This window comes from Streptomyces sp. NPDC054794 (assembly GCF_053611585.1).
The window spans coordinates 1-23318 of the sequence record NZ_JBSHAQ010000009.1; the positions used below are offsets into that span (position 1 = coordinate 1).

The 23318-nt window shown below is 71.0% G+C and carries 18 protein-coding genes, 2 tRNA genes and 2 pseudogenes; 6 read left to right on the forward strand and 16 right to left on the reverse strand.

Features of this window, described 5'->3' with window-relative positions:
* Positions 1-1887: 1887 nt before the first annotated feature.
* Positions 1888-2082, reverse strand: a complete 195-nt coding sequence (locus tag ACWGKT_RS11480; RefSeq protein WP_235460555.1) for a hypothetical protein — start codon at positions 2080-2082, stop codon at positions 1888-1890.
* Between the two features lie 257 nt (positions 2083-2339).
* On the opposite strand from ACWGKT_RS11480, the gene ACWGKT_RS11485 reads away from it, so the two are divergent.
* The 4 genes from ACWGKT_RS11485 (at position 2340) to ACWGKT_RS11500 (ending at position 6917) form a co-directional block, all read left to right on the forward strand.
* On the forward strand, positions 2340-2912 hold the full coding sequence (locus ACWGKT_RS11485) for a MarR family winged helix-turn-helix transcriptional regulator (RefSeq protein WP_453273413.1): 573 nt from the start codon (positions 2340-2342) through the stop codon (positions 2910-2912).
* Between the two features lie 19 nt (positions 2913-2931).
* A complete protein-coding gene (locus tag ACWGKT_RS11490) occupies positions 2932-5463 on the forward strand; it encodes an MFS transporter (protein ID WP_453273414.1) in 2532 nt (843 codons plus the stop codon).
* A 100-nt stretch (positions 5464-5563) separates the two neighbouring features.
* Positions 5564-6385: a YceI family protein gene (locus ACWGKT_RS11495; protein WP_453273415.1), complete on the forward strand. Its 822-nt coding sequence runs from the start codon at positions 5564-5566 to the stop codon at positions 6383-6385.
* 61 nt (positions 6386-6446) lie between these two features.
* Complete coding sequence (locus ACWGKT_RS11500; protein ID WP_356143475.1) at positions 6447-6917, forward strand: PPOX class F420-dependent oxidoreductase; 471 nt, start codon at positions 6447-6449, stop codon at positions 6915-6917.
* Here ACWGKT_RS11500 and ACWGKT_RS11505 read toward each other — a convergent pair whose 3' ends face one another.
* The 8 genes from ACWGKT_RS11505 to ACWGKT_RS11540 form a co-directional block, all read right to left on the reverse strand.
* Positions 6918-7679 (reverse strand): TetR/AcrR family transcriptional regulator, encoded by a 762-nt coding sequence (locus ACWGKT_RS11505; protein ID WP_453273550.1) that lies wholly within the window; start codon positions 7677-7679, stop codon positions 6918-6920. It lies immediately after the preceding gene.
* Between the two features lie 155 nt (positions 7680-7834).
* Positions 7835-10009, reverse strand: a complete 2175-nt coding sequence (locus tag ACWGKT_RS11510) for an ArnT family glycosyltransferase (protein WP_453273416.1) — start codon at positions 10007-10009, stop codon at positions 7835-7837.
* A complete protein-coding gene (locus tag ACWGKT_RS11515) occupies positions 10006-11481 on the reverse strand; it encodes a glycosyltransferase (RefSeq protein WP_453273417.1) in 1476 nt (491 codons plus the stop codon). Before ACWGKT_RS11515 ends, ACWGKT_RS11510 begins: the two co-directional genes overlap by 4 nt.
* Positions 11482-11495: 14 nt before the next feature.
* Positions 11496-13181, reverse strand: coding sequence for an ATP-binding protein (locus ACWGKT_RS11520; RefSeq protein ID WP_453273418.1), 1686 nt, complete (start codon positions 13179-13181; stop codon positions 11496-11498).
* On the reverse strand, positions 13178-13918 hold the full coding sequence (locus tag ACWGKT_RS11525) for a response regulator transcription factor (protein ID WP_453273419.1): 741 nt from the start codon (positions 13916-13918) through the stop codon (positions 13178-13180). Before ACWGKT_RS11525 ends, ACWGKT_RS11520 begins: the two co-directional genes overlap by 4 nt.
* A 78-nt stretch (positions 13919-13996) precedes the next feature.
* Positions 13997-14389: an antibiotic biosynthesis monooxygenase family protein gene (locus tag ACWGKT_RS11530; RefSeq protein ID WP_453273420.1), complete on the reverse strand. Its 393-nt coding sequence runs from the start codon at positions 14387-14389 to the stop codon at positions 13997-13999.
* 81 nt (positions 14390-14470) lie between these two features.
* Positions 14471-15349: a DUF2797 domain-containing protein gene (locus ACWGKT_RS11535; protein WP_453273421.1), complete on the reverse strand. Its 879-nt coding sequence runs from the start codon at positions 15347-15349 to the stop codon at positions 14471-14473.
* Between the two features lie 66 nt (positions 15350-15415).
* Complete coding sequence (locus ACWGKT_RS11540; RefSeq protein ID WP_453273422.1) at positions 15416-15793, reverse strand: HGxxPAAW family protein; 378 nt, start codon at positions 15791-15793, stop codon at positions 15416-15418.
* A gap of 121 nt (positions 15794-15914) precedes the next feature.
* Here ACWGKT_RS11540 and ACWGKT_RS11545 point away from each other — a divergent pair, with 121 nt between their 5' ends.
* Positions 15915-16406, forward strand: a complete 492-nt coding sequence (locus ACWGKT_RS11545) for a MarR family winged helix-turn-helix transcriptional regulator (RefSeq protein WP_453273423.1) — start codon at positions 15915-15917, stop codon at positions 16404-16406.
* Positions 16407-16416: 10 nt separating this feature from the next.
* Here ACWGKT_RS11545 and ACWGKT_RS11550 read toward each other — a convergent pair whose 3' ends face one another.
* From ACWGKT_RS11550 to ACWGKT_RS11580, 7 genes and pseudogenes are all read right to left on the reverse strand, one after another.
* Positions 16417-18960 (reverse strand): amino acid permease, encoded by a 2544-nt coding sequence (locus tag ACWGKT_RS11550; protein WP_453273551.1) that lies wholly within the window; start codon positions 18958-18960, stop codon positions 16417-16419.
* 306 nt (positions 18961-19266) lie between these two features.
* Entirely contained in the window at positions 19267-19938 is a 672-nt protein-coding gene (gene phoU / locus ACWGKT_RS11555) for a phosphate signaling complex protein PhoU (protein WP_356143494.1), read from the reverse strand.
* 81 nt (positions 19939-20019) lie between these two features.
* Positions 20020-21165: a PP2C family protein-serine/threonine phosphatase gene (locus ACWGKT_RS11560; RefSeq protein WP_453273424.1), complete on the reverse strand. Its 1146-nt coding sequence runs from the start codon at positions 21163-21165 to the stop codon at positions 20020-20022.
* Between the two features lie 253 nt (positions 21166-21418).
* Positions 21419-21577: pseudogene (locus ACWGKT_RS11565) on the reverse strand (DNA mismatch repair protein MutT); the annotation flags it as partial.
* A pseudogene (locus ACWGKT_RS11570) lies at positions 21565-21858 on the reverse strand (XRE family transcriptional regulator); the annotation flags it as partial. The pseudogenes ACWGKT_RS11565 and ACWGKT_RS11570, both read right to left, overlap by 13 nt.
* A gap of 212 nt (positions 21859-22070) precedes the next feature.
* A tRNA-Arg gene (locus tag ACWGKT_RS11575) sits at positions 22071-22143 on the reverse strand.
* 228 nt (positions 22144-22371) lie between these two features.
* Positions 22372-22462: transfer RNA gene (locus ACWGKT_RS11580), tRNA-Ser, on the reverse strand.
* 171 nt (positions 22463-22633) lie between these two features.
* Here ACWGKT_RS11580 and ACWGKT_RS11585 point away from each other — a divergent pair.
* Positions 22634-23152, forward strand: a complete 519-nt coding sequence (locus ACWGKT_RS11585) for an SSI family serine proteinase inhibitor (RefSeq protein WP_453273425.1) — start codon at positions 22634-22636, stop codon at positions 23150-23152.
* The last annotated feature ends 166 nt before the right edge of the window (positions 23153-23318 follow it).

Genomic DNA, 23318 nt, shown 5'->3' on the forward strand with positions numbered 1-23318 from the left:
TTCCGCGCCCCGAGTAAAGGGCGCTCCGCTGCCGCTCCGCGTCGCCTTCGGCGATGGCCCTGCGGGCCACCCTTGACTCGGGTCGCTCCAGCCCGGTTGAGAAGCGAGCGGGCGGCCCGGAAGAACGGGTGGCTGGGCGGGGTTCACGGACGTCGGTCGGCTGCGTTCGCATCCGGCGTTGACGGACGCGGCCGCACCTCGCCTGCACGCCGGGTGGGCTTAGCGGCTTGCGGCCGGTGGACGGGTGGCGCGGACGCGCCTGGCCGGCACGCCGGGTGGGCTTGGCGGGTGAACGACCGGTCCGGGGGGCGCATCCGCGTCTCGCCAGCACGCCGGGTGGGCTTAGCGGCTTGCGGCCGGTGGACGGGTGGCGCGGACGCGCCTGGCCGGCACGCCGGGTGGGCTTGGCGGGTGGCCGGGCGATGGGTGGGGGCGCGCGGGCCGGGTGGCGGCACGCCGGGACAGCTTGGCGGGTGAACGGCCGGGGGAACCCCAATCCACGTCTCGCCAGCACGCCGGACCGGTTTAGCGGCTTGCGGCCGGTGGGTGGGTGGCGCAGCCGCACTTCACATGCACGCCGGACCGGTTTAGCGGCTTGCGCCTGGTGGGAGGTGGCGCGGACGCGCCTGGCCAGCAGGCCGGGTCGGCTTGGCGGGTGAACGGCCGGTAGGTGGGGCGTATCCGCGTCTCGCCTACACACCGGGGACGCTTAGCGGCGACCGGTGGGTGGGTGGGTGGGTGGCGCAGCCGCACTTCACATGCACGCCGGACCGGTTTAGCGGCTTGCGCCCGGTGGGAGGTGGCGCGGACGCGCTTGGCCCCCGCGCAGGCCGGGCGGTGAGTGGGGGTGCGCGGGCCGGGTGGCGGCACGCCGGGCCGGTTTAGCGGCCTGCGACCGGGATGGCGGGGCGCGCCGGGGCTGGTTGGTGGCTTGTTGCTGGGTGGGGCGGCTTGCCGTTGGCAGGGGTGAGGTGTGGCTGCGCGTCGCATGCTCGGGCATCTGGGCGGTGTCCCGGCGGCGGACGAGGGCGTGTACGGGGCGGGTGGCAGGCCCCGGTGGGGTCGTGAGGTGCTGTGGGCAGGCATGTGGACGGTTTGGGACACCCGATGGCCGCATAGGCCCTGGATATCGGGGCCCCGGCTGTCCGAAAGTGTCCACTTGCTTGGCGGGGGGTGATCCGGGAGGCCGGTGTGACGAGTGAGGCATGACATGCCCCGCCCACCAGCCCGCACCCTGACCCGCTGCTCACCGATCGCCGCCAAGCCCCCCCGGGCGTGCAGGCGAGGCGCGACCGCGCTCCCGCCCACCGGCCGCTCGCCGCTAAGCCCATCCGGCGTGCCGCCACTCGGCTCGCGCGCTCCCACCCACCGACCGCTCGCCGCTAAGCCCACCCGGCGTGGCGCCACTCGGCTCGCGCGCTCCCGCCCACCGGCCGCTCGCCGCTAAGTCCACCCGGCGTGCCGCCACTCGGCCCGGGCGCCCCCCACCCACCGGCCGTCCACCCGCTAAGCCCACCCGGCGTGCAGGCGAGGCGCGGCCGCGCCCGTCAACCCCGGCTCAGAACGCAGCCCACTCCAGGGCAAACCCCCCGAGCCGGCCACTTTCTTCGGGCTGCCCGCTCGCTTCTCACCCGTGCTGGAGCGGCCCGAGTCAAGGGTCGGCCGTAGGCCGATCGCCGAAGGCGACGCGGAGCGACAGTGCAGCGCCCTTTACTCGGGCGCGGAAGCACGACACTGGCCAAGAAGCGGGCGGCCCCCACGGTGAGTTGCCAGCGCGGGTCGTCAGGGCACACGGCGGGGCCCGACAGGGGGCAAACCCAGTCGGGTGTGGGCGTCGCGGAATGGCTGAGGCGCGGCCGTGCGCTCAGCCGGTTTCGGTTCGGCGGGCTACTTCAGTGCCAGCCAAGCCACCGCCGCCACGACCGCTACCGCCGCGATGATGCCGACGATCAGGCCGATGCGGGGGCCCGCGGGGGCCGAGGTCTGCTGCGTGGACTGGGGGGCCTCGTCGACGAACGCGCGGAACATCTGGGTGTTGCCGGCGGGGTCGTAGTTGCCCTGGGGGCCCTGGGTGTTAGCCATGGCCCGAGACATTAGCGAAGTCCAGTGGGGCTGCCCAAGTGGGGGGCGGTGAAGAGGCCGTACAGAGTTTCGAGGCCTCGGGCGATGCCCTGATGGGGACTGCTGGTCGCTGAGCAGTTCGCCGCCGCCCCCACCTGCGTATTTACGGTTGCAATACTTGTCTTTGCCAAGTTTTTAGGCCGCAAGCCCCCTGTTTGTTTGCCTGCAGCAACCAAACATATCTATGGTTGCCCTGAGCAACGAATGCGGGAGGTGTGATGGCGGAGCAGGCGCAGTTCGAGGAGCTGGCACGTCAGCTCAGTGCCGTCGGAGCGGTGAAGCGGGACCTCGGGCGGATCCTTCCGCACGACTGCCCGGCCGGCTCCGCGGCCGTACTGACGCTGCTCGGCCGCCACGGCGACATGCGCATGAGCAAGCTCGCCGAGCTGCTCTCCGTCGACATGTCCGTCACGAGCCGGCACGTGGCGCACGTCGCCGAGCGGGGCTGGATCGAGCGGTCCCCCGACCCGGCGGACAAGCGCTCGCGCATCCTGCGGCTCACCGCGGCCGGCGAGTCCATGCTCGGCGAGCTGTCCCGGCGCAGCACCGAGCTGCTGGCCGAGCGGCTGGGCGACTGGTCCGACGAGGAGGTCGACCAGCTGATCCGGCTCATGACCCGGCTGCGGGAGTGCTTCGGCGATTGCCGGTCCTTTCACCCCGCTCGGTCGCCGGCCCAGGCACAGGCGCAGGCCGGCGCCGGCGCCGGGGCCGAGGCCCAGGTGACGGCCCCCGGCCCCGTCCTCACCCCCGTACTCGGCATGACCTCACAGACCACCCGTACACCCGCGTAGACGTAAGAGAAGGAAGCCCATGGCAACGACCACACCAGCCGGTGTGCGGGCTCACGCCAAGCACGGGGGAGGCTCCCCCGACGGCGTTCAGATGACCCACCGGCAGATCATGGAGGCCCTGTCCGGGCTGCTCCTCGGCATGTTCGTGGCGATCCTGTCGTCCACGATCGTGTCCAACGCGCTGCCCGAGATCATCGGCGACCTCGGCGGCGGCCAGTCCGCCTACACCTGGGTCGTGACGGCCGCGCTGCTGTCCATGACGGCCGCCACTCCTCTGTGGGGCAAGCTCTCCGACCTGTACAGCAAGAAGGCGCTCGTCCAGATAGCGCTCGTCATCTATGTGCTCGGATCCGCGGCGGCCGGTCTGTCGCAGAACGCCGGAATGCTGATCGCCTGCCGCGTCGTCCAGGGCATAGGCGTCGGCGGTCTCTCCGCCCTGGCGCAGATCGTCATGGCGGCGATGATCTCCCCGCGTGAGCGCGGCCGTTACTCCGGCTACCTCGGCGCGACCTTCGCCGTCGCCACCGTCGGCGGTCCGCTGCTCGGCGGTGTCATCACCGACACCGACTGGCTGGGCTGGCGCTGGTGCTTCTACGTCGGCGTGCCCTTCGCGATCATCGCGCTGATCGTGCTGCAGAAGACCCTGCACCTGCCCGTCGTGAAGCGGGACGTGAAGGTCGACTGGGGCGGTGCCTTCTTCATCTCCGCCGCCGTCTCGCTGCTGCTGATCTGGGTCACCTTCGCCGGCGACAAGTACGACTGGGTGTCGTGGCAGACGTACGCGATGGTGGGCGGCTCGGTCGCGCTGGGCCTGCTGTTCGTCCTCGTCGAGTCCAAGGCCAGCGAGCCGATCATCCCGCTGCGGCTGTTCCGCAACCGCACCATCACCCTCTCCTCGATGGCCTCGCTCTTCGTCGGTGTCGCGATGTTCACCGGCACGGTCTTCTTCAGCCAGTACTTCCAGCTGGCCCGGGGCGAGTCCCCGACCATGTCGGGCGTCCTGACGATCCCGATGATCGGCGGCCTGTTCGTCTCCTCCACCGTCTCCGGCCAGTTCATCACCCGGACCGGCAAGTGGAAGGCGTGGCTGGTCAGCGGTGGTGTGCTGGTGACGGCCGGACTGGCCCTGCTGGGCAGCATCCGGTACGACACGGCCTACTGGAAGATGGCGATCTTCATGGCCCTGCTGGGCCTGGGCATCGGCATGATGATGCAGAACCTGGTGCTGTCCACGCAGAACCAGGTGGACCCGAGCGACCTCGGCTCCGCCAGCTCCACGGTCACCTTCTTCCGTTCCCTCGGTGGTGCGATGGGTGTCTCCGCGCTCGGCGCGGTCATGGCCCACAAGATCACCGACTACGTCAAGGACGGCCTGGCCGACCTCGGCCCCAAGTACGCCCACCTCGCCTCCGGTTCCGGCTCCACCAGCAGCATCCCGGACCTGGACAAGCTGCCCGCGCCGCTGCGCACGGTCATCGAGAGCGCGTACGGCCACAGCATCGCGGACGTCTTCATGATCGCCTCCGGTCTGGCACTGCTGGCCTTCCTGATCACGCTGTTCATCAAGGAGGTCCCGCTGAGGACGCAGGGCGCCCTGGCGCAGGCCGCCACGCAGGAGGCACCGGCCGAGGTGCCGACCGCCGCGCCCCCCGCTCCGGCCGAGGAGACGGTGCCGAGCTGGGCCGTCCCGGTCGTGAACGCCGAGGACGGTCCGGAGGGTGCCGAGGCGGCAGCCGCCACGCAGCTGACCGCGGTCGCCACGATCCCCGTCCCCGAGCCGTCCGCCCTCGGCGGCACCCCGGTGCACGGCTTCGTCCGCGGCGCCGAGAGCGCCCCGGTCGCGCAGGCCGCGGTCACCCTGATCTCGCTCTCCGGCCGCCAGCTGGGCCGCTCGGTCGCGCAGGCCGACGGCGCCTACGCGCTGGACGCGCCGGGCACGGGTACGTACGTGCTGATCGCCGCCGCCGACGGCTACCAGCCGCAGGCGTCCACGATCGTGGTCGGCGAGGAGCCGCTGCCGTACGACATCCTGCTCAGCGGCACCAGCGGCCTGAGCGGTGTGGTCCGGGGCGCCGCGAGCACGCTGCCGGTCAAGGACGCGATGGTGATCGTCACCGATGTGCGCGGCGACCTGCTGGCCACCGCCGCCACCGGTGACCAGGGCGAGTTCGCCTTCACCGAGCTGGTGCCGGGCGTGGTGACCGTCGCGGTGAACGCGGCCGGCTACCGGCCCCGTGCCCTGCCGGTCGAGATCGGCGCCACCGGTGTCACCCGCGTCGCGGTCGACCTGGACGCCGGCGCCCAGCTGCGCGGTGTCGTGCGGGCCCCGCACGGCCCGCTGGCCGACGCCCGCGTGACCCTCGTGGACGCGGCGGGCAACGTGGTCGGCACGGCCACCACCGGCATGGACGGGGCGTACGCCTTCGCCGACCTGAACGGCGGCGAGTTCACCGTCATCGCGACGGGCTACCCGCCGGTGGCGACGGCCCTGACGGTGCACGGCACCGGAGTCGACGGCCACGACATCGAGCTCGCCCACCCCGGCGAGTAGTCCCACCCGGCCCGTGGCGGGCGCACCTCCCTCGGAGCGCGCCCGCCGCGGGCCGGTCTCATGACGCGCAATTCATTCGGCTTTCCAGGGAGAGAACGGGATGGGACTGACCGCGAGGATCCGCACCCGGGACGGATGGGCCGTGCAGCACGCGGTCGTCACGGTGACCGACATGGCGGGCGCGCAGGCGCTGCGCGCCGAGGCCGACGCGGAGGGGTCCGTACGGGACACGACCGAGCTCGCCCCGGGGGCCTACACGGTGATCGTCACGGCCGTCGGGTACGCGCCCGCCGCCGTCAGCGCGATCGTCACCGCGAGCGGCCGGGCCGAGGTCGGCACGGTGACGCTGGCCCGGCGGGGCGGCACGGAGCTGCCGCCGCCCGGTCCGTGGACCATCGACCCGGCGCACTCCACGGTGGGTGCCGTCGCCCAGCACCTGGGGATCTCCAGCGTGCGGGGACGGTTCACGGAGTTCGCGGGCACGATCGAGATCGCCGCGGACGACATCGCCCACTCCCGCGTCCAGGCCGCCATCCGCGCCGCCTCCATCGACACCGGCAACGGCATGCGCGACACCCATCTGCGGTCCGCGGATTTCCTGGACGTCGAGCGGCACCCCGAGCTCGTCTACCGCTCCACCCGTGTGACGGCGGCCGGCTCCGACCGCTGGAAGGTCCACGGCGAGCTCGCGATGCACGGTGTCGTACGCCCCGTCGACCTGGACCTCGCCTACCTCGGCACCGGCTCCGACCCCTGGGGCGGCACCCGCGCCGCGTTCCGCGCGACGGCGGAGCTGCGCCGCGAGGACTTCACGATGAACTACAACCAGATCGTCCAGGCGGGCGTCGCCGCCATCGGTACGACGCTGAAGGTCGAGCTGGAGATCCAGGCGGTCCAGGGCTCCGCACTGCCGCAGGTGTAGGCGCGGACGTACGCACAGGAGGGTCAGCCAGGGACGGGCCGGCTGCCCCTAGGCTGCCCCCATGGCACCGAACATCGCGAGCAACACCAGCGTCTCGCTCGACGAGTTGCTGGACTTCGTACGCCCCCGTCACCGCGCCATCCTGCTGACCCGGCGGGCCGACGGCGGCCCCCAGGGGTCGCCGCTGACCTGCGGGGTCGACGACTCGGGCCGGATCGTGGTCTCCACCTACCCGGAGCGCGCCAAGACCCGTAACGCCAAGCGGGACCCGCGGGCCAGCCTGATCGTGCTGAGCGACGACTGGAACGGGCCGTGGGTCCAGATCGACGGCACGGCGGAGGTCATCGACTCACCCGACTCGGTGGAACCGCTGGTCGAGTACTACCGGAACATCGCCGGCGAGCACCCGGACTGGGACGAGTACCGGCAGGCGATGGTCAAGCAGGGCAAGTCCCTCATCCGGGTGACCCCCGAACGCTGGGGCCCGGTGGCGACAGGCGGTTTTCCGGCGCGGCTGGTGTCCGAGGGCTAGTCAGCCGCGGGCGACCATCGCCTCGATGCCGGCCACCAGCAGGTCCAGGGCGAAGGTGAAGTCGCGGTCGAGTATCTCCTCGACCGTGTCACCGCCGCGGGCCGCCATGATGTACTCGGGCTCTCTGATGACGTCGGCGGTCCGCGGGGCCTCGGACACGGCGTTCATGGCGGTACGGAAGTACTCGTCCGGGGTCGTGCCGGCGGCCGCGACCCGGGCGGCGAAGTGGCCCTCGATCGTGCCGTAGCCGTAGACGAACTGGAAGACGGCCGAGATGGCGCCCGTGATGCCGTGTGCGGGGAGCCCGGAGCGGCGGACGATCCGCTGTACGCGCCGGGAGAAGGCCAGCGAGTTGGGCCCGATGTTGAGGTAGCGCCCGGCGAGCGGGGACAGCCAGGGGTGGCGGAGCAGGAGCACGCGGTACGCGGTGGCCAGCGTGCGCAGCTGGTCGCGCCAGTCCGCACCGCCGTCCTCCGCATCCGGCAGCCGCAGTTCGCCGAAGGCCGCGTCCAGGGCGAGTTCGAGCAGTTCGTCCTTGGTGTCGACGTACCAGTACAGGGACATCGCGGTGACGTTCAGCTCGGCGGCGAGCCGCCGCATGGAGAATCTGTCCAGTCCCTCCGCGTCCAGCAGCCCCCCGGTGACCTCGGTGATCCGGTCGCGGTCGAGCCCGGAGGGCTGTCCTCCGCCCCGCCCTCCGCGGCGCGCCTTGTCCTCCAGCCAGACGCTGGTACGCGCCGACCGCTCGGCTGCCTTCACCATCGGCGTACCTTCCTGGAACCGCGACCACTTGCCTCGCTGCTGGGCCCGCACTCCTTCCGTACCCATCCGAGCTCCTGGGCGACCGCGACGCGGAGGCGGTGGCCTGTCGACCACCGCCTCTCGGCCACCGCCTCTCGGCCGCTGTCGGCCGCCCGTCAGTTGCTCGTGCGCTGTGTGAGGTCGTAGAAGGTGGCCGAACCGGCCGTCACCTTCTTGAAGTTGCTCTGGACCCACGAGGTGATCTGCGCGGACGTGCCGCTGGAGTTGCCGCCCATGCCGCCGCCCATGCCGCCGCCGGAGATGAAGTAGTGGATCCTGCCGTCCGCCACGTACTTCTTGAACTGGGCCAGTGTCGGGGACGGGTCGGTGCCGTTGAAGCCGCCGATCGCCATCACCGCCTCGCCGGTGGCCAGTTGGTAGCTCGCGGCGTTCTGTGAGCCGATGGACGCGGCGACCCAGGTGTAGTCGTCCGCGTCGGTCTCCAGCAGCTTCTTGGCCGCCGAGGAGACGCTCGCGCCGTTGAGCAGACCGCCGGCACCGCCCATGCCGCCGCCCTCGCCCGGCTGCCCGCCGCCGGGGAAGCCCTGGCCCGGGGTGTTCCCGGTGCCGTTCTGCTGACCCGGCTGCCCTTGCTGACCCGGCCGGCCCTGACCCGGCATCCCGCCGAAGCCGCCGTTGCCGCCGCCCGGCAGGCCGTTGCCGTTCTGCTGTCCCTGCTGGTTCTGGCCGGGCATCATGCCGCCGGGAGCGCCGTTGCCGCCGCGCATCCCGCCGCCGGGTCCGCCGCGCCCGCCGCCCATCATGCTCGCGCCGGCCGGGCCCGCCGTGACGATGGAGCCGGAGTGGCCCTCCCGCAGCGTGCTGAGGGTGTACGCCGTCGGACCGGCGAGCGCGGCGACCAGGCCGACCGCCGCCGCCCCGAGGGCCAACCGGCGGGTCACCCGGCCGGCGAAGACCAGGCCGAGGGCCGCGGTCAGGCCGCCGATCAGGACCAGCCACTTGAGCCAGGGCAGGTAGTCGGAAGTGCGGTTGAGCAGGACGTAGCCCCAGGCCGCGGCCGCGACGACCGAGGCGGCGAGGGTGATCGACGCCCAGGTCTCGGCGCGCTTCTCCCACAGCAGGCCCGCGCCCATGCCGACGACGGCCGCGATGTAGGGGGCGAGGGCCACCGTGTAGTACTGGTGGAAGATGCCCGCCATGTAGCTGAAGACGACCATGGTCATCAGCAGTGAGCCGCCCCACACCAGGAACGAACTCCGGGTGACGGAGGTCCGCTTCAGCCTGCGCGTGGCCACCAGGCCCGCGCCGAGCAGGATCAGTGCGGCCGGCAGCAGCCAGGAGATCTGGCCGCCGATCTCGGAGTTGAACATCCGGTCCCAGCCGGTCGCGCCCCACATGCTCGTGCCGTTGCCGCCACCGCCGCCACCGCTGCCCACGCTGCCGGTCTCGTCGCCGTTGAGCCGGCCGAGGCCGTTGTAGCCGAAGGTCAGTTCCAGGAAGGAGTTGTTCTGCGAGCCGCCGATGTACGGGCGGGAGGACGCCGGCCACAGCTCGACGATCGCCACCCACCAGCCGCCGGAGACCACCAGCGCGACCGTGGCCAGGGCCAACTGTCCCAGGCGCCTGCGCACCGGCACAGGCGCGCACACCGCGTACACGAGGGCCAGTGGCGGCAGGATCAGGAAAGCTTGCAGGGTCTTGGCGAGAAAGGCGAAGCCGATCGCCACGCCCGCCCACACGAGCCACTTGGTACGGCCGTCCTCCAGGGCCCGGACCACCAGGTAGCAGGCGACGGCCATCAGCAGCGCCAGCAGCGCGTCCGGGTTGTTGAACCGGAACATCAGCGCCGCGACGGGGGTGAGCGCGAGCACGGCGCCCGCGATCAGACCGGCCGCGGGGCTGAACCGGCGGCGCACGGCCGCGTACACCACGGCGACCGTGAGGACGCCCATGACGACCTCGGGCACCAGGATCGCCCAGGAGTTGAGGCCGAAGATCCGCACCGACAGGGCCATCGGCCACAGCGCGGCCGGGGGCTTGTCCACGGTGATGGCGTTGCCCGCGTCCAGCGAGCCGAAGAAGAACGCCTTCCAGGACGTACTGCCCGCCTGGACGGCCGCCGAGTAGAAGGAGTTGGCGTAGCCGGAGGCGCCCAGGTCGTACAGGTAGAGCAGGAAGGTGACGGCGAGCAGGCCGAGGAGGGCCGGGCGCACCCAGCGCGGGTCCTCGGGCCGGCCGCGCCACAGTCTCCGTACGAAGGGCTGCCGGGGTTCGCCGGACTCGGGTGCGGGGGCCGCGGGGTGGGTCGTGCGGTCGTACTGGATGGTCATCGGGGGTCCCCCGGGTCGGTGTCGTGAGGGCGCACCGGCTGCAGTCGCATGGTGGCGTCCCTCCAGTTGCCGTCCGCGGCCTCACCGGCGCGGAACTGGGTGGTCTGGTACGGCGGGTAGGGCACCGGGCGCTGCGGGAGCGGCGTGCCGCCCGGCTGGTACGGAACCGTCGTCGCGTAGGTCGGCGAGGACGGATGGTGCGCGGCCACGGCCGTCGACACCTGGTCGGTGTCGCCGCGGTCCGGGAAGACCCACGCGCGGAAGAGCAGGAAGCGCAGCACTGTCGCAGCGAGGTTGGCGGCGATGAGCACCGCCAGTTCGGTGGAGTGCGCGGGATTGCCGGTGGCCGCGTTCAGGGCGGCCAGCGAGCCGCTGGTGAGGGCGAGGCCGATGCCGAAGACGACCAGGCCCTGCGCCTGGTGCCGGACGGCGCCACCGCGTCCGCGCACCCCGAAGGTCAGGCGCCGGTTGGCCGCCGTGTTCGCGACGGCCGAGACCAGCAGCGCGAGCGCGTTGGCGATCTGCGAGCCGGAGAACTGCCGGAAGCCGCTGTAGAGCAGCAGGTAGAAGAGGGTCGACAGGCCGCCGACGACACAGAACCCGACGAGCTGGCGGGCCAGGCCCCTGGGCACGTCCTCTATCTCGCGATCGCGCGGGTCATCGCCGAACGGGCGGGTCATCCGGTCCAGCGGCAGCGACCCGGTGGCCAGGGCCTTGCCCACGCGCCACACGCCCTTGAGGTCGTCGGTCGCCGTCTTCACGATGTGCACGGTCGAGTCCGGGTCGTCGACCCAGTCGACGGGCACCTCGTGGATACGGAGCCCGGCACGCTCGGCGAGGACCAGCATCTCGGTGTCGAAGAACCAGCCGGTGTCCTCGATCAGCGGCAGCAGCGCCTGGGCGACGTCACGTCGGATCGCCTTGAAACCGCACTGCGCGTCGGAGAAGCGGGCCCGCAGCGAGCCGCGCAGGATCAGGTTGTAGGAGCGGCTGATGAACTCCCGCTTGGCGCCGCGCACCACGCGCGAGCTGCGGGCCAGCCGGGAACCGATCGCCAGGTCCGAGTGACCCGAGATCAGCGGCGCCACCAGGGGCAGCAGGGCGTTGAGGTCGGTGGACAGGTCGACGTCCATGTACGCGAGGATCGGGGCGTCCGAGGCGGACCAGACGGTCCGCAGCGCCCGACCGCGGCCCTTCTGCTCCAGCCGGAAGGACCTGACCTCGGGGAGCTCCGCCTCCAGCCGCGCCGACACCAGCGGGGTGGTGTCCGTGGACGCGTTGTCCGCGATCGTGATGCGGAACGCGTACGGGAAGGTGCGTACGAGGTGCTCGTGCAGTCGGAGCACGCACGGCCGGAGGTCCTTCTCCTCGTTGTAGACGGGGATCACTACGTCCAGGACAGGCGTACCGGCGTTTCCGGCCGGGAGGTGCTCCCGCGCCGGCAGGGTGCCGGGAGAAGAGTCGGTTCGCATGGAACCGACTTTCGTCAGGCGCCCTGTTCCGCCCCTGTGGTGACGCTGTGCTGTGCCTGTGAGTGCGGCTGCCGGTTCGTTTCGGGGGCGGGCCGCGGCGCGACGGGGCCGAGCGCGGGCAGGTGAACCGTGAACACGGTCCGCCCCGGGACACTGTCGACGGTGACGGCACCGCCGTGCGCGGTCGCGACCGCCTGCACGATGGCGAGCCCGAGTCCGGTGGATCCGGTGGCCCGGGAGCGCGCGGAGTCGCCGCGCGCGAACCGCTCGAAGACGTGCGGCAGCAGCTCGGGCGCGATGCCCTGGCCGTTGTCCTCGACGTCCACGCACATCCACGTTCCGCGGCGCTGCACGCGTGCCGTGACGGTCGTACCGGGCGGGGTGTGTTTGCGGGCGTTGCCCAGCAGGTTGACCAGCACTTGTTGCAGCCGTGCCGCGTCCGCCGACACGAGGGCCGGTTCGTCGGGCAGTTCGAGCCGCCAGTTGTGGTCCATGCCGGCGGCCCGGGCGTCGCTGATGGTGTCCACGACGAGCGGGACGAGGTCGGTGTGCTCGAACTGGAGGGGCCGGCCGGCGTCCAGGCGCGCGAGCAGGAGCAGGTCCTCGACGAGCAGGGTCATCCGGCCCGCCTCGGACTCGATACGGCCGAGGGCGTGCCGGGTGTCGGGCCCGACCTGCTCGCGTCCGCGCCTGGTCAGCTCGGCGTAGCCCCGGATGGAGGCGAGGGGCGTCCGGAGCTCGTGACTGGCGTCCGCGACGAACTGCCGTACCCGCGTCTCGCTCTGCTGGCGGGCGTGCAGGGCGCCGTGGACGTGGTCGAGCATCCGGTTGAGCGCGGCGCCGACCTGGCCGACCTCGGTGTGCGGGTCGGTCTCGGACTCCGGGACGCGCTCGCTGAGGTTGACCTCGCCAGTGTGCAGGGGCAGTTCGGAGACCCGGGTGGCGGTGGCGGCGACGCGGCGCAGGGGGCGGGTGGCGACGCCGACGATGACCGTGCCGGCAAGGGAGGCGGCGATGAGGCCGGCGGCGGTGACGCAGACCTCGACGAGGATGAGGGTGTTGATGGTGCTGTTGACCTCGCCGGTCGGGAGGGCGACGTAGTACGAATCGCCGCTGGCCTGGTTCGTGACGTACTGGACGCGGTACTCCCCGAGGCCCGGAACGTCCACGGAGTGCGCATGGCGGTCCCTCGCCACGGAGGCGATGGCCGCCCTCTGTGCCGCGTTGAGGCTGCCGGCGCTCATGCGCTTGAAGACGCCGTAGCTGTTGTTCTGCTGCTCGGCGACGGCCGCACTGACGATCTTGCCGTCTTCCACGTACGCGGCGATGGTCTTGGGCTGCGTCGGGGGCAGCTTGACGAACTTCGCGGCCTTGTCGCTCGCCGGTGTCTCATCGTCCGGTCCGGGTCGGGGATCCGGGGTCGTGCTCTGGTCGCCCGGCGGCTGCTGGCCGTCCATGCGGCTGCCGACCGCGCGCATGGCGACGTCATGCACCTTGTCGTCCAGCTGACCGTACAGGTGGTCGTGCAGAGCAAGCGTGGTCACGGTGCCGATCACCGCGCACACCACGGCGATCAGTACCACGGACGCGACGACGAGCCGCGCCCGCAGGGTCCGCGGCTGTCCCTCCCCCACTCTCGGCTTCGCTCGAGCGGGGGGACCCCCATGTCTCTGCGTACGCGGCCGTCGTCGCCCGCTCATGACACGGCGGGCTTGATCAGGTAACCGGCCCCGCGACGGGTGTGGATCATCGGCTCCCGGCCGACGTCGATCTTTCTGCGCAGGTACGAGATGTAGAGCTCGACCACGTTGGCCTGGCCGCCGAAGTCGTACGACCACACGCGGTCCAGGATCTGTGCCTTGCTGAGCACGCGCCGCGGGTTGCGCATCAGGAAGCGCAGCAGCTCGAACTCGGTGGCGGTGAGGTGGATGTTCTCCCCGCCCCGCGAGACCTCGTGGCTATCCTCGTCCAGGGTCAGGTCGCCGACGACGAGCACGGAGTCGGACCGCCGGTCGGCCGCGCCCGAGCGGCGGATGAGTCCGCGCAGCCGGGCGACGACCTCCTCCAGGCTGAACGGCTTGGTGACGTAGTCGTCGCCGCCGGCGGTGAGCCCGGCGATACGGTCCTCGACCGCGTCCTTGGCCGTCAGGAACAGGACGGGCACGTCGGACAGCTCGCGCCTGAGGCGCCCCAGAACCGCGAGGCCGTCCATGTCGGGCAGCATCATGTCGAGGACGACGGCGTCCGGCCGGAACTCGCGGGCCGTCTGGACGGCCCCGTGCCCGTCACCCGCACTCCTGATCTGCCAGCCCTCGTAACGAAGGGCCATGGAAAGGAGTTCGGTGATCGACAGCTCGTCGTCCACCACAAGCACTCGGACGGGGCTCCCGTCCGGCCTCAGCAGTTCGGTGCGCCCCTGGGGCGAGGTCGTGGTCATGGTGGACACCATGTCGGGGTCCTCTGAGAACACGCTTTCACCAATCTGTGATTTCCCTGAGAAACACACAGGTGCCTCTCAGGCAGCACCTGGGAAATCCCTGCGGGTGAAGCCGTGGCTGTGCTCCACCCGGGCGATGTGGATCGAGTACCGCTCGTACCAGTGCTCCCGACCATATTGCTTGGCCTCGCGGTGCCGCGCGTCGTGCCGCCATGCGTCGATGCCGGCGAGATCGCGGAAGTAGGCGACGGAGATCGCGAGCCCGCCGGGGGTGTGCGCGCTGTCCTCGCCGAGGAAGCCGGGGATGCTCTGCACCAGCTCGCTGAGCCGCTCGGCGGTCCGGGCGTACCCTTCGCCGTCCTCGTCGGTGCGGACGGAGGTGAACACGACGGCGTAGTAAGGGGTTTCATGGGCGGGAGTGGGGGCGGGAGTGGGCTTGGGGGCGACAGGCGCAACACGGTGATCGCTCATGACGTCCAGGGTCGGCCTGGCCGCCGCCCGGGTCCAGGGACCTTGCCCAAAGGGTTCCGTACGGGATCCAAGTCTTGACCTTCAGAACAGCCCGTCCTGCAGACCCGCCGCCTCTGGCCTGAACTCCCTTACCGGCACGGTGATTTCGCCGCCCGCACCACCCGCGCCCAGCTCCCACCCGGTCATCAGCCGGGAGTCGAGGACGACGAGCCCGCGTGCGGTGGCCAGGTGCAGATCGGGTCCGGCGACCGCGGCCAACTCACCACTGACCGTGCCCCCGTGGACCAGTTCGGCCACCTCGCCCACGGCTGCGGGCAGCCCCTGGAGCCCGAACGCACCTACGTGGTCGACGGGTTGGCACGGCTGACGGACGAGCGACTCGGGCCAGGCGTCGAGTTCCAGCGCCCGCGCGTGCAGCGCCGTCACCTCCGCGGCCCGCTCGGCCCCGGTCTCCGGCAGCGCGGACCGCACGGCGCGCTTGGCGGCGTACGGGATCCGGTCGGGGACCTTGAGCGCGGCCCGCAACAGCTCCTCCGTGCGCCGAGCGGCCATCAGCGGGCCGACGCCGAGCCAGCTGAAACAGACGGCGCCCTGCTCAAGCAGCCGGGCCGAGCCCCGCTCGGCGGCCGTGATCCCGACCTTGACCATGCCCGGCCCGAACCACGCCAGGTAGACGCGGTAGGGCCGGGGATCGTCCGCGATCGTGTCGGCGGCCACGGAGTGCGCCCGATCCAGCCGGGCGCACTCCTCGCACCGCGCGCCGGTACTGCGCCCCGACACGACCGCCCGCACCGGACACGGGCTCCCCCGCGCTCCCACGCAGCGCCGCCCACCCTCTCCGGCGACCCCGAAGGCCACGCTCTTCCCCCTGGACAGCGCGCTGCGCCGTCCTCCGTCCCACACCAGCACGGCACCGTCGGCCGCCCACCGCAGTCCCGCGCACTTCCACACCTGTGCCATCGCTCTTGAGGGTAGGACGACCCACTGACAGCGGCAGCGGGGAGCCGCGGGGGTTCCCGTGCTCGATCAGCCTCCGGCCTCCGCCGACGCCGGCTCCGGGTCCCCGGTCGCGGCGGCCGGCCGGGGTTCGAGGGTCGAGGTGCCGCGGGTGCGGCCCGCAAGGCGGCAGCCGACGCAGCCGGAGTGACCCTGACGGGCTCCGGTGTCGCGCACCCCCAGGGGCCACTGCGACCTGGGGCGGTGGCCCGGGGGCTTGCCCCAGCCGACGAGATGGAGGTACCAGGTGACCAGGACGGCGACGGCGATGACGGCTCCGCCGACGACCGCCCAGGGGACCGAGGTCATGATCACCCCCGCTCCCACCGCCGCGGTCCCGATGGTCGCGATGCCGAAACCGGTCCAGCCCGCGACCGTGTGCCCCTCGTCGTGCAGATGACCGCTCACGTACCCGCCTCCGTCTCGTAGGCAGCGGAAACCCCGCGTCCGGCGTGAGGGCACCTAGACTCCCTCACCACGAAAGAAATTTACTCCCTAAATCCCTTACGAGCTAAGAGAATTGAGAAACATGCACGGCACGCCGCGACCGGCCGCCACCGGGGCCCAGGCGCTGTCGGCGATGGACCACCTCATCGCCGCCCACCTGATCGGACAGCAGGAACTGGCCCGGCGGCTGGGTCTGAACGTCACCGACCTCACCTGTTTCGCCTTCGTCCTGGAGGCCGGCGAGGACCTGCTCACCGCCGGCGACCTGGCGGCCCGCGCCCACGTCACCACGGGGGCGGTCACCGGAATCCTCAACCGCCTCGAACGTGCCGGCTACGTCACCCGTCGCCCCGACCCGGCGGACCGCCGCCGGGTGCGCGTGGCCGCCGTGCCGGACGCCGTCGCCCGCGTCGAGGCCGTCTACGCGGGCCACTACGAGCGCCTGACGGAGCTGTTCGGCGACTACTCCCCCGACGAACTCGCGGTGCTGACCGACTGGTTCACCCGCGCGACCGCCCTGGCCCACGAGTATCTGGAGAAGCTGAACCGGAACGACCCGGAAGAGGAGTGCTGACGCGCCGGGTCTATGTCTCGCCCGCGGGCGACATGAGCTGCTCGGTCCAGATGATCTTGCCGGTGTCCGTGTAGCGCGTCCCCCAGAGATGGGTCATCTGGGCGATGATGAACAGCCCCCGGCCGCCTTCGTCGTCGCTCGCGGCGTGCCGCAGGTTGGGGGTCGTGTGCCCGGTGTCGGAGACCTCGCAGATCAGGGTCCGGTCCCGGATCAGACGGACCTGGATCGGTCCGCCGACGTAGCGGATGGCGTTGGTGACCAGCTCGCTGATGACGAGCTCGGTGGTGAACGACAGATCGTGCAGACCCCACTCGTCGAGCTGCTTGCTGACGGTGGTGCGCAGCGAACCGACCGCGGCCGGGTCCGCGGTCACCTCCCACTGGGCGAACTGGTTCCGGTCGAGCATGCGGGTGCGGGCCAGTAGCAGCGTCGCGTCCTCGTCGACCGCCCCGGGCAGCAGACAGGTCACCGCCTCGTCGCACAGCTCGTACAACGGCCGCCGGTACTCGGCGAGGACCCGGCCGAGCTGCCGCAGCCCGTCGGCCGGAGCGTCGGCCGCCTGGAGGAGGCCGTCCGTGAACAGGGCGACGACGCTGCCGGGAGCGAGCTGCAGTTCGGCGCTCTCATAGGGCGGGCCGCCGACTCCCAGCGGCGGCCCGGTCGGCAGCTCCGGGAAGCCGGTGACACCCGTGTGCGGATCGACGACCGCCAGGGGCGAGGGCCCCGCCCGTGCCAGGGTGCACCGTCCCGAGACCGGGTCGTACACCGCGTACAGGCAGGTCACCGCGCTGATCTCGGTGGCGTGGGGCCGTGCGAGGAAGGAGTGGTGGCCGGGTGCGCGCTCTTGCGCGGTCTGCTCGACCAGGTCGTGCAGGCGGGTGAGGACCTCGTCCGGGGCCAGGTCCAGCCGGGCCAGCACCCGCACGCCCGTGCTCAGCCGCCCCATGGCCGCGGCGGCGTGCAGTCCGTGGCCGAGGACGTCCCCGACGACCAGGCCGACCCGGGTGCCCGAGAGCGGGATGACGTCGAACCAGTCGCCCCCGACGCCGGTCCCGCTGTCGGCGGGCAGATAGCGGCGGGCCGACTCGATGGCGGTCTGCGGCGGCAGATGGCGCGGAAGCATGCTCCGCTGGAGCTTGAGGGCGGCCGTGTGCCCGCGGGTGACCAGCGGCATCAGCACGAGACCGATCAGCAGCGCGCCGAGGCCCACGACCGTGACCCCGCCCGTCGGTCCGATCAGTGGCAGGTCGACGGTGGTCGCGCCGTACCCGGGGGCCGCGTAGACGAAGACGGCGTAGACGAAGAGGAGGAGCATCATCAGCCCGCCCAGCCCGGGCAGCAGACCCTTGAAGACCAGGTCCTTGACGCTGCGGTCGAGGATCTTGCGGTAGTACCAGAGGCAGGCGAAGCCGGTCAGTCCGTACTGGAAGGTGATCGCGAGGCCGACCGAGTCGACCGTGTCCACGAGGACGTTCCCGCTGAACGACGTCAGCAGGACCAGAAAGGCGATCGACGCCGCTCCCATGCCGATGGTTCCCCAGGTCGGGGTGAGGAATCGGCGGTGCACCCGGGCGAACTGGGAGGGGAGCGCCTTGTGGACCGCCATGGAGAAGACGGTCCTGGCCAGGGGCAGGATGGTGGTCTGGGCGGAGGCCAGCGCCGAGGTCAGCACCATCAGGATCAGCAGTCTGAGCAGGACGAGCCCCGCGTCCTGGTTCCCGAACACGGCCTTGCCAAGGCCCGAGAGCACATCGTCCACGTTGCCCTCGTTGGCCAGCCCGATGCCCGAGGTGCCGACCCCCGCGAACGCCTGCGCCGAGGTGGCCACCAGCGCGTACATGCCCAGCAGGATCACGGTGGACATGACCGCGGCGCGCCCGGGAACGCGCGCGCTGTCGACGGTCTCCTCGTTGACCGAGACGGCGCTGTCCCAGCCCCAGTAGATGAAGACGCCCGCCAGGAGGCCCGAGGTCAGGGCCTTCGCCGAGGTCACCTCGAAGGGGTTGAACCAGGAGGCGGACACATGGATCGACGTCGACGGAGGGTCGGTGTAGACCCGCACCAGCGCGGCGACGGAGAACAGGATCAGCATCACCACTTCCAGGCACAGCAGCCAGCGCTGGACCGCGGCCGAGAACTCGATGCCGACGTAACAGACCACGGTCATCACGGCGAGCCAGACGATGCCCGCGACGGTGGTCCACGTCCGGTTCTCCGCCAGCCCGTCCAGGCCCACCAACCGGAAGCTGTAGGTACCGGCGAGCACGGCGAGGTTCCCCATGACGAGGATGTTGGCGACGATGATCCCCCAGCCGCCCATCCAGCCGGTGCGCGGGCCGAAGGCGCGCGTGGCCCAGGTGAAGGTGGTGCCGCAGTCGGCGTTGCTCGCGTTGAGCTCCCGGAAGGCGTACGCGATCAGCAGCATCGGGATGAACGACAGCATGGTGACGATCGGGGCCTGCAGCCCGACCGCGGCCACGATGATCCCCAGCGTGGCGGCCATGCTGTAGGCCGGGGCGGTGGAGGCCAGGCCGATGACGACCGAGGAGAACATGCCCAGTGCGTCGGACTTGAGCCCTTTCCGGCCGGGCCCCGTGCCCGGAGCGGGTCGGCCGGCGGACACGGCATCACCGAAGAGCCTCACACTCGATTGCAACTCCGCGCCTCGCCGGTCCGCAACAGCAGCGGACGGCCACCTCTTGAACGAGACGGCGCCCTCGGGCAAGCGGCCGTGCGGGGGGCTCCACCTTCCTCCCGGCTGATCGCTGATGGCCGTGATCAACGGTCTCTGTGTGCCGTCGTTGCCGTCGTGGTTGCCGTCGGTGGCTCATGTCAGAACTCGGCCTGGCCGGGCCCCGCGTCAGGGCGCCACGGTGCCAGGGTCGAGTTCGTCTGCGCGCTCGCCCGTGACGAGGTAGACCACGCGCTGGGCGACGGAGACGGCGTGGTCGGCGAATCGTTCGTAGTAGCGGCCGACCAGCGTGACGTCGACGGCCGTCTCCACCCCGTGCTTCCACCTGTCGTCCATGAGGTGCTGGAAGATCGTGCGGTGCAGCTCGTCCATGCGGTCGTCGTCTTGTTCGAGCTGCAACGCTACGGCGATGTCCTTGGTGATGAGTACTTCGGCGGCCTGGGCCATGAGGCGCTGGGCGAGCTGGCCCATTTCCAGGATTGTGCGGTGCAGATCGCCCGGAATCGCTCGTTCGGGGAACCGGAGCCTGGCCAGCTTGGCCACATGCTGGGCCAGGTCCCCGGACCGTTCCAGGTCCGCGCTCATGCGCAGGGAGGTGACCACGGTCCGCAGGTCGGTGGCGACCGGCTGTTGTCGGGCCAGTATGGCGATCGCCCGGTCCTCCAGATCCCGCTGAAGGTCGTCGACTTTCGCGTCGGCCGCGATGACGCTCTCGGCCAGTGGCAGGTCGGCGTCCAGGAGGGCCGTGGTGGCCCGGCCGATCGCGGAACCCACCAACCGAGCCATCTCGACCAGTGCATCGCATAGCGCGGCCAGCTCCTCGTGATACGCCTCCCGCATCGCACTCCCTCTCGCAGTGTGTTCATCCGAATACTGTCAGCTGCAAGACTTCCACACCCTTTCTGCAGGCCCCTGCCTGCCCTACGACCGCCTGCCGCGCCCGTGAGGGTGGCGGTCTGCGTCTGAGCCGGGCCCGCAGCGCAGCGCGACCAGCGCGGCATCGTCGTGGAGCCGGCCCCCGGCATGGGCGAGTAGATCGCGCCGGAGGTGATGCAGCAGCGCTTCGGGACTACTGCCGCTCCACCGGGCGGCCCGCTGCGTGAGCTGGTAGAAGGTGCCGGTGGCGTCGCGAGCCTCGATGACACCGTCGGTGTAGAGCAGGAGGGTGTCGCCGGGCGCGAGGGAGAAAACATCGAGGGTGTAGTCCACCGGCACCGAACCGCTGACCCCGAGCGGGGGCGCGGGATGGACAGGAATCGTCACGGCACTGCCGTGGCTGAGCAGCAGAGGTGGCGGATGTCCGCAGCTGACGACCCGGATAACGGGGCCTTCATCGGGCACCTCCACCAGCAGCACGGTGGCGAACCGTTCGCCCTCTTCCCCGTCCACCTCCAAGTGGGCCAGGTTGCGGTCCGCGCTCTGTTCCAGGGCAGCGGCCAGCGCCGGCAGGGTGGTGTGCTGGTGAGCAGCCTCGCGGAAGGCCCCGATCAGTAGGGCGGCCTCGCCGATGGCGGACAGCCCCTTGCCTCGTACGTCACCGATCATGACCCGCACGCAGCTGTCGATGTACGTGGCGGCGTACAGGTCACCTCCGATCTGTGCCTCGTCCTCGGCGGCCAGGTACAGGCAGGCGATTTGCACGGGGCCGATCTGCCCAGGCAGCGGCCACAGGAGAGCGTGCTGCGTGGCCTCGGCGACCGAGCGCACCTGGGCAAGCTGGCGGCGGTGACGCTCGCGCATCACGCAGAAGAAGACGATCAGGGCGGAGAGCACCGCCAGGGCGAGGATCTGCACCAGCACATTTCGGGAGAACAGGACGTGGAAGTGCCACCCGATGTAGCCCTGCGCCGCCACCGCCAGGAACCCGATCAGCCCGGTCAGCCGGGGGCCGGCGAACGAGGCGGTGATCGCAGGAGAAATGACCAGCAGCGGACCGAGGTGAACGTCGGCCGGGACCAGCTGGTCCACCGCCGTGATCACCACGATGAGCACGATCGGGATCACCAGCAGCGCATGGCTTGACTGCCACGGCGGCCGCACACCAGCCCAGCCTCGCCGTATGTCCACGGCTCCACACTGCACCGTGACGTGAGCATTTGCGAACCCTCGCGATACCTGAGCTGCGGCCATAGACGCGGGAGAAACAGAAGGAGCCCATGACAGAGACGGAACCAGCGATCCGTGCCCTGGCGCAGCTGGCCGATCTCTAGGATCGAGCAGCGTGTTGTGCGGGCGCTCGGCCCGCCTCCAGACTGGTGGTCGTGTTCAACGGCCTCTGTGTGCCGTCGTTGCCAGCAGGGTTGCCGTCACCGCGATCCACCGGCTGGACGAATCGCAGCTCCGTCGACTCGTCCGAGATCGCGAGTCGGCCGCCGACCACACGGGCGGTGTAGCAGATGTTGAACTGTCTGCGTACCTCACCGTCCGAGTAGGCAATGATGTGGTGAGGGTCGGTGTACGTGCCCACCGAAGATGCCACACGGGAGCACCGTAGGCGTTCACGCCCCAGACGTGGGCATTGACCAACGCCTGGTCATCCGCACGATAGATCGAGTTGTAGAGCGTAGTGGCGTGGGTCCGCACCTCAATGCCGGATACGTCGGCCAGTGGGCGACAGTGCATGAGGGCAAGTCGGCACCGGGGCTCGATCCCGTGGCCGAACTTCTCTGCCGTGCCACGCTGTTGGACATTCACGCTGTCCGGATCGCCGATCGCGATACGGACTTCGCACCCGTCGGCAGCTCGCTCTCGCAACAGATCCGGCTCGATTCCCAGCGATCCGCCTTCGATCGCGTCGGGGACGCACTGAGGGGTGACGGCAACGGGCCGGACGATGACGACGGCCCGGCGGGTGTCCTCGTAGCCGTCTGATCGGCCCCTCGCCGCCCCCTGAGGCGGTTGCCGTCAGACACTGCCGTCAAAGCAAAAGCCAAAGGCCCTGTGGATCTCTCCACAGGGCCTTTGGCGTGCTGCGCACTCGGCAGGATTCGAACCTGCAACCTTCTGATCCGTAGTCAGATGCTCTATCCGTTAAGCTACGAGTGCTTGCTTTTCTCTTATTCTGTCCCCGCTCCCGGCCCTTCCGGCCCGCTCGCGGCGACAGGAAGAACATTACATGACTGCCGCCGTCATGTGAAATCCGTTTGGCACATCCCTTGTGACCTGCGAAAACGCCTCATGAGAGGGTTCTGGCGAGGTCGCGGGGCGATCGGGGAGAGACCGGGAAGCACCGAAGCCCCGGTCCTTGTGGACCGGGGCTTCGGTGATCAGGTGCGGAGGCGGAGGGATTTGAACCCTCGATGGGCTTTAAGGCCCAAACCGCATTAGCAGTGCGGCGCCATAGACCGGACTAGGCGACGCCTCCCGCACAACCCTCCACGCGAGCGCGTGAGTGGGTGCGTGCAGATGATGACACAGTCGAGCGTGCTGTCACCAATCGCCCCCCACGGTACTAGGCACTCGGGTCGCAGGGCAAAGCCCTTGTCGTCGGCGGGGCGGGGCGCAACGTCCGGGGTCCGCGGGCGTTGGGCAGGGCATGTTGCTGGTCTTCTCGCGAGCCGTCGTGGCGTCCGCCGCCGCCTTCGCCTCGGTGTCCGCCGTCGCCGCCGTCCCCGCGACCGCCGCCACCGATTCCGCCGCCTCCGCCCCGCCCGCCGCCTCCGTCGCCGTGCCCCGCCCCGTCACCGCGCCTCCGCCCGTCCGGGACGAGGACCGGGCGGTCGGGTCCGGCGACCGTCTGACCGTCACCGTCCGGCACGCGGGTGCCGGGCGGGACGGGACGTACGAGCTGTCCTGTCACCCGGGCGCCGGCAGTCACCCGGACGTGGGGGGCGCCTGCCGGGCCGTGGACCGGAACACCCGCTGGGGCCGGGAGCCCTTCGCGCCGGTGGCGCCGGGCAGCGTCTGCACCATGCTGTACGGCGGCCCGGCCACCGCCCGTGTCACCGGAACGTGGGCCGGACGCCCGGTCGACGCCTCGTTCGACCGCAGCAACGGGTGCGAGATCGGGCGGTGGGACCGGATGGTGCCGCTGCTGCCCGGCCTGGGGTCCTAGCCGTACCGCCACCGGCTCGGCCCGCCGGTTTGCCGCACAGGTGTTTCATGGCGGAATCCCCGGTCCCGTAAAAGTCCCGCGAAGGTCTCGCGAAGCCTGAGCAGGCGGTCACACGTTCGCCGTCACTTCCACGTGCGACCTCCCTCTCATCCGGCATCCTGAGCGC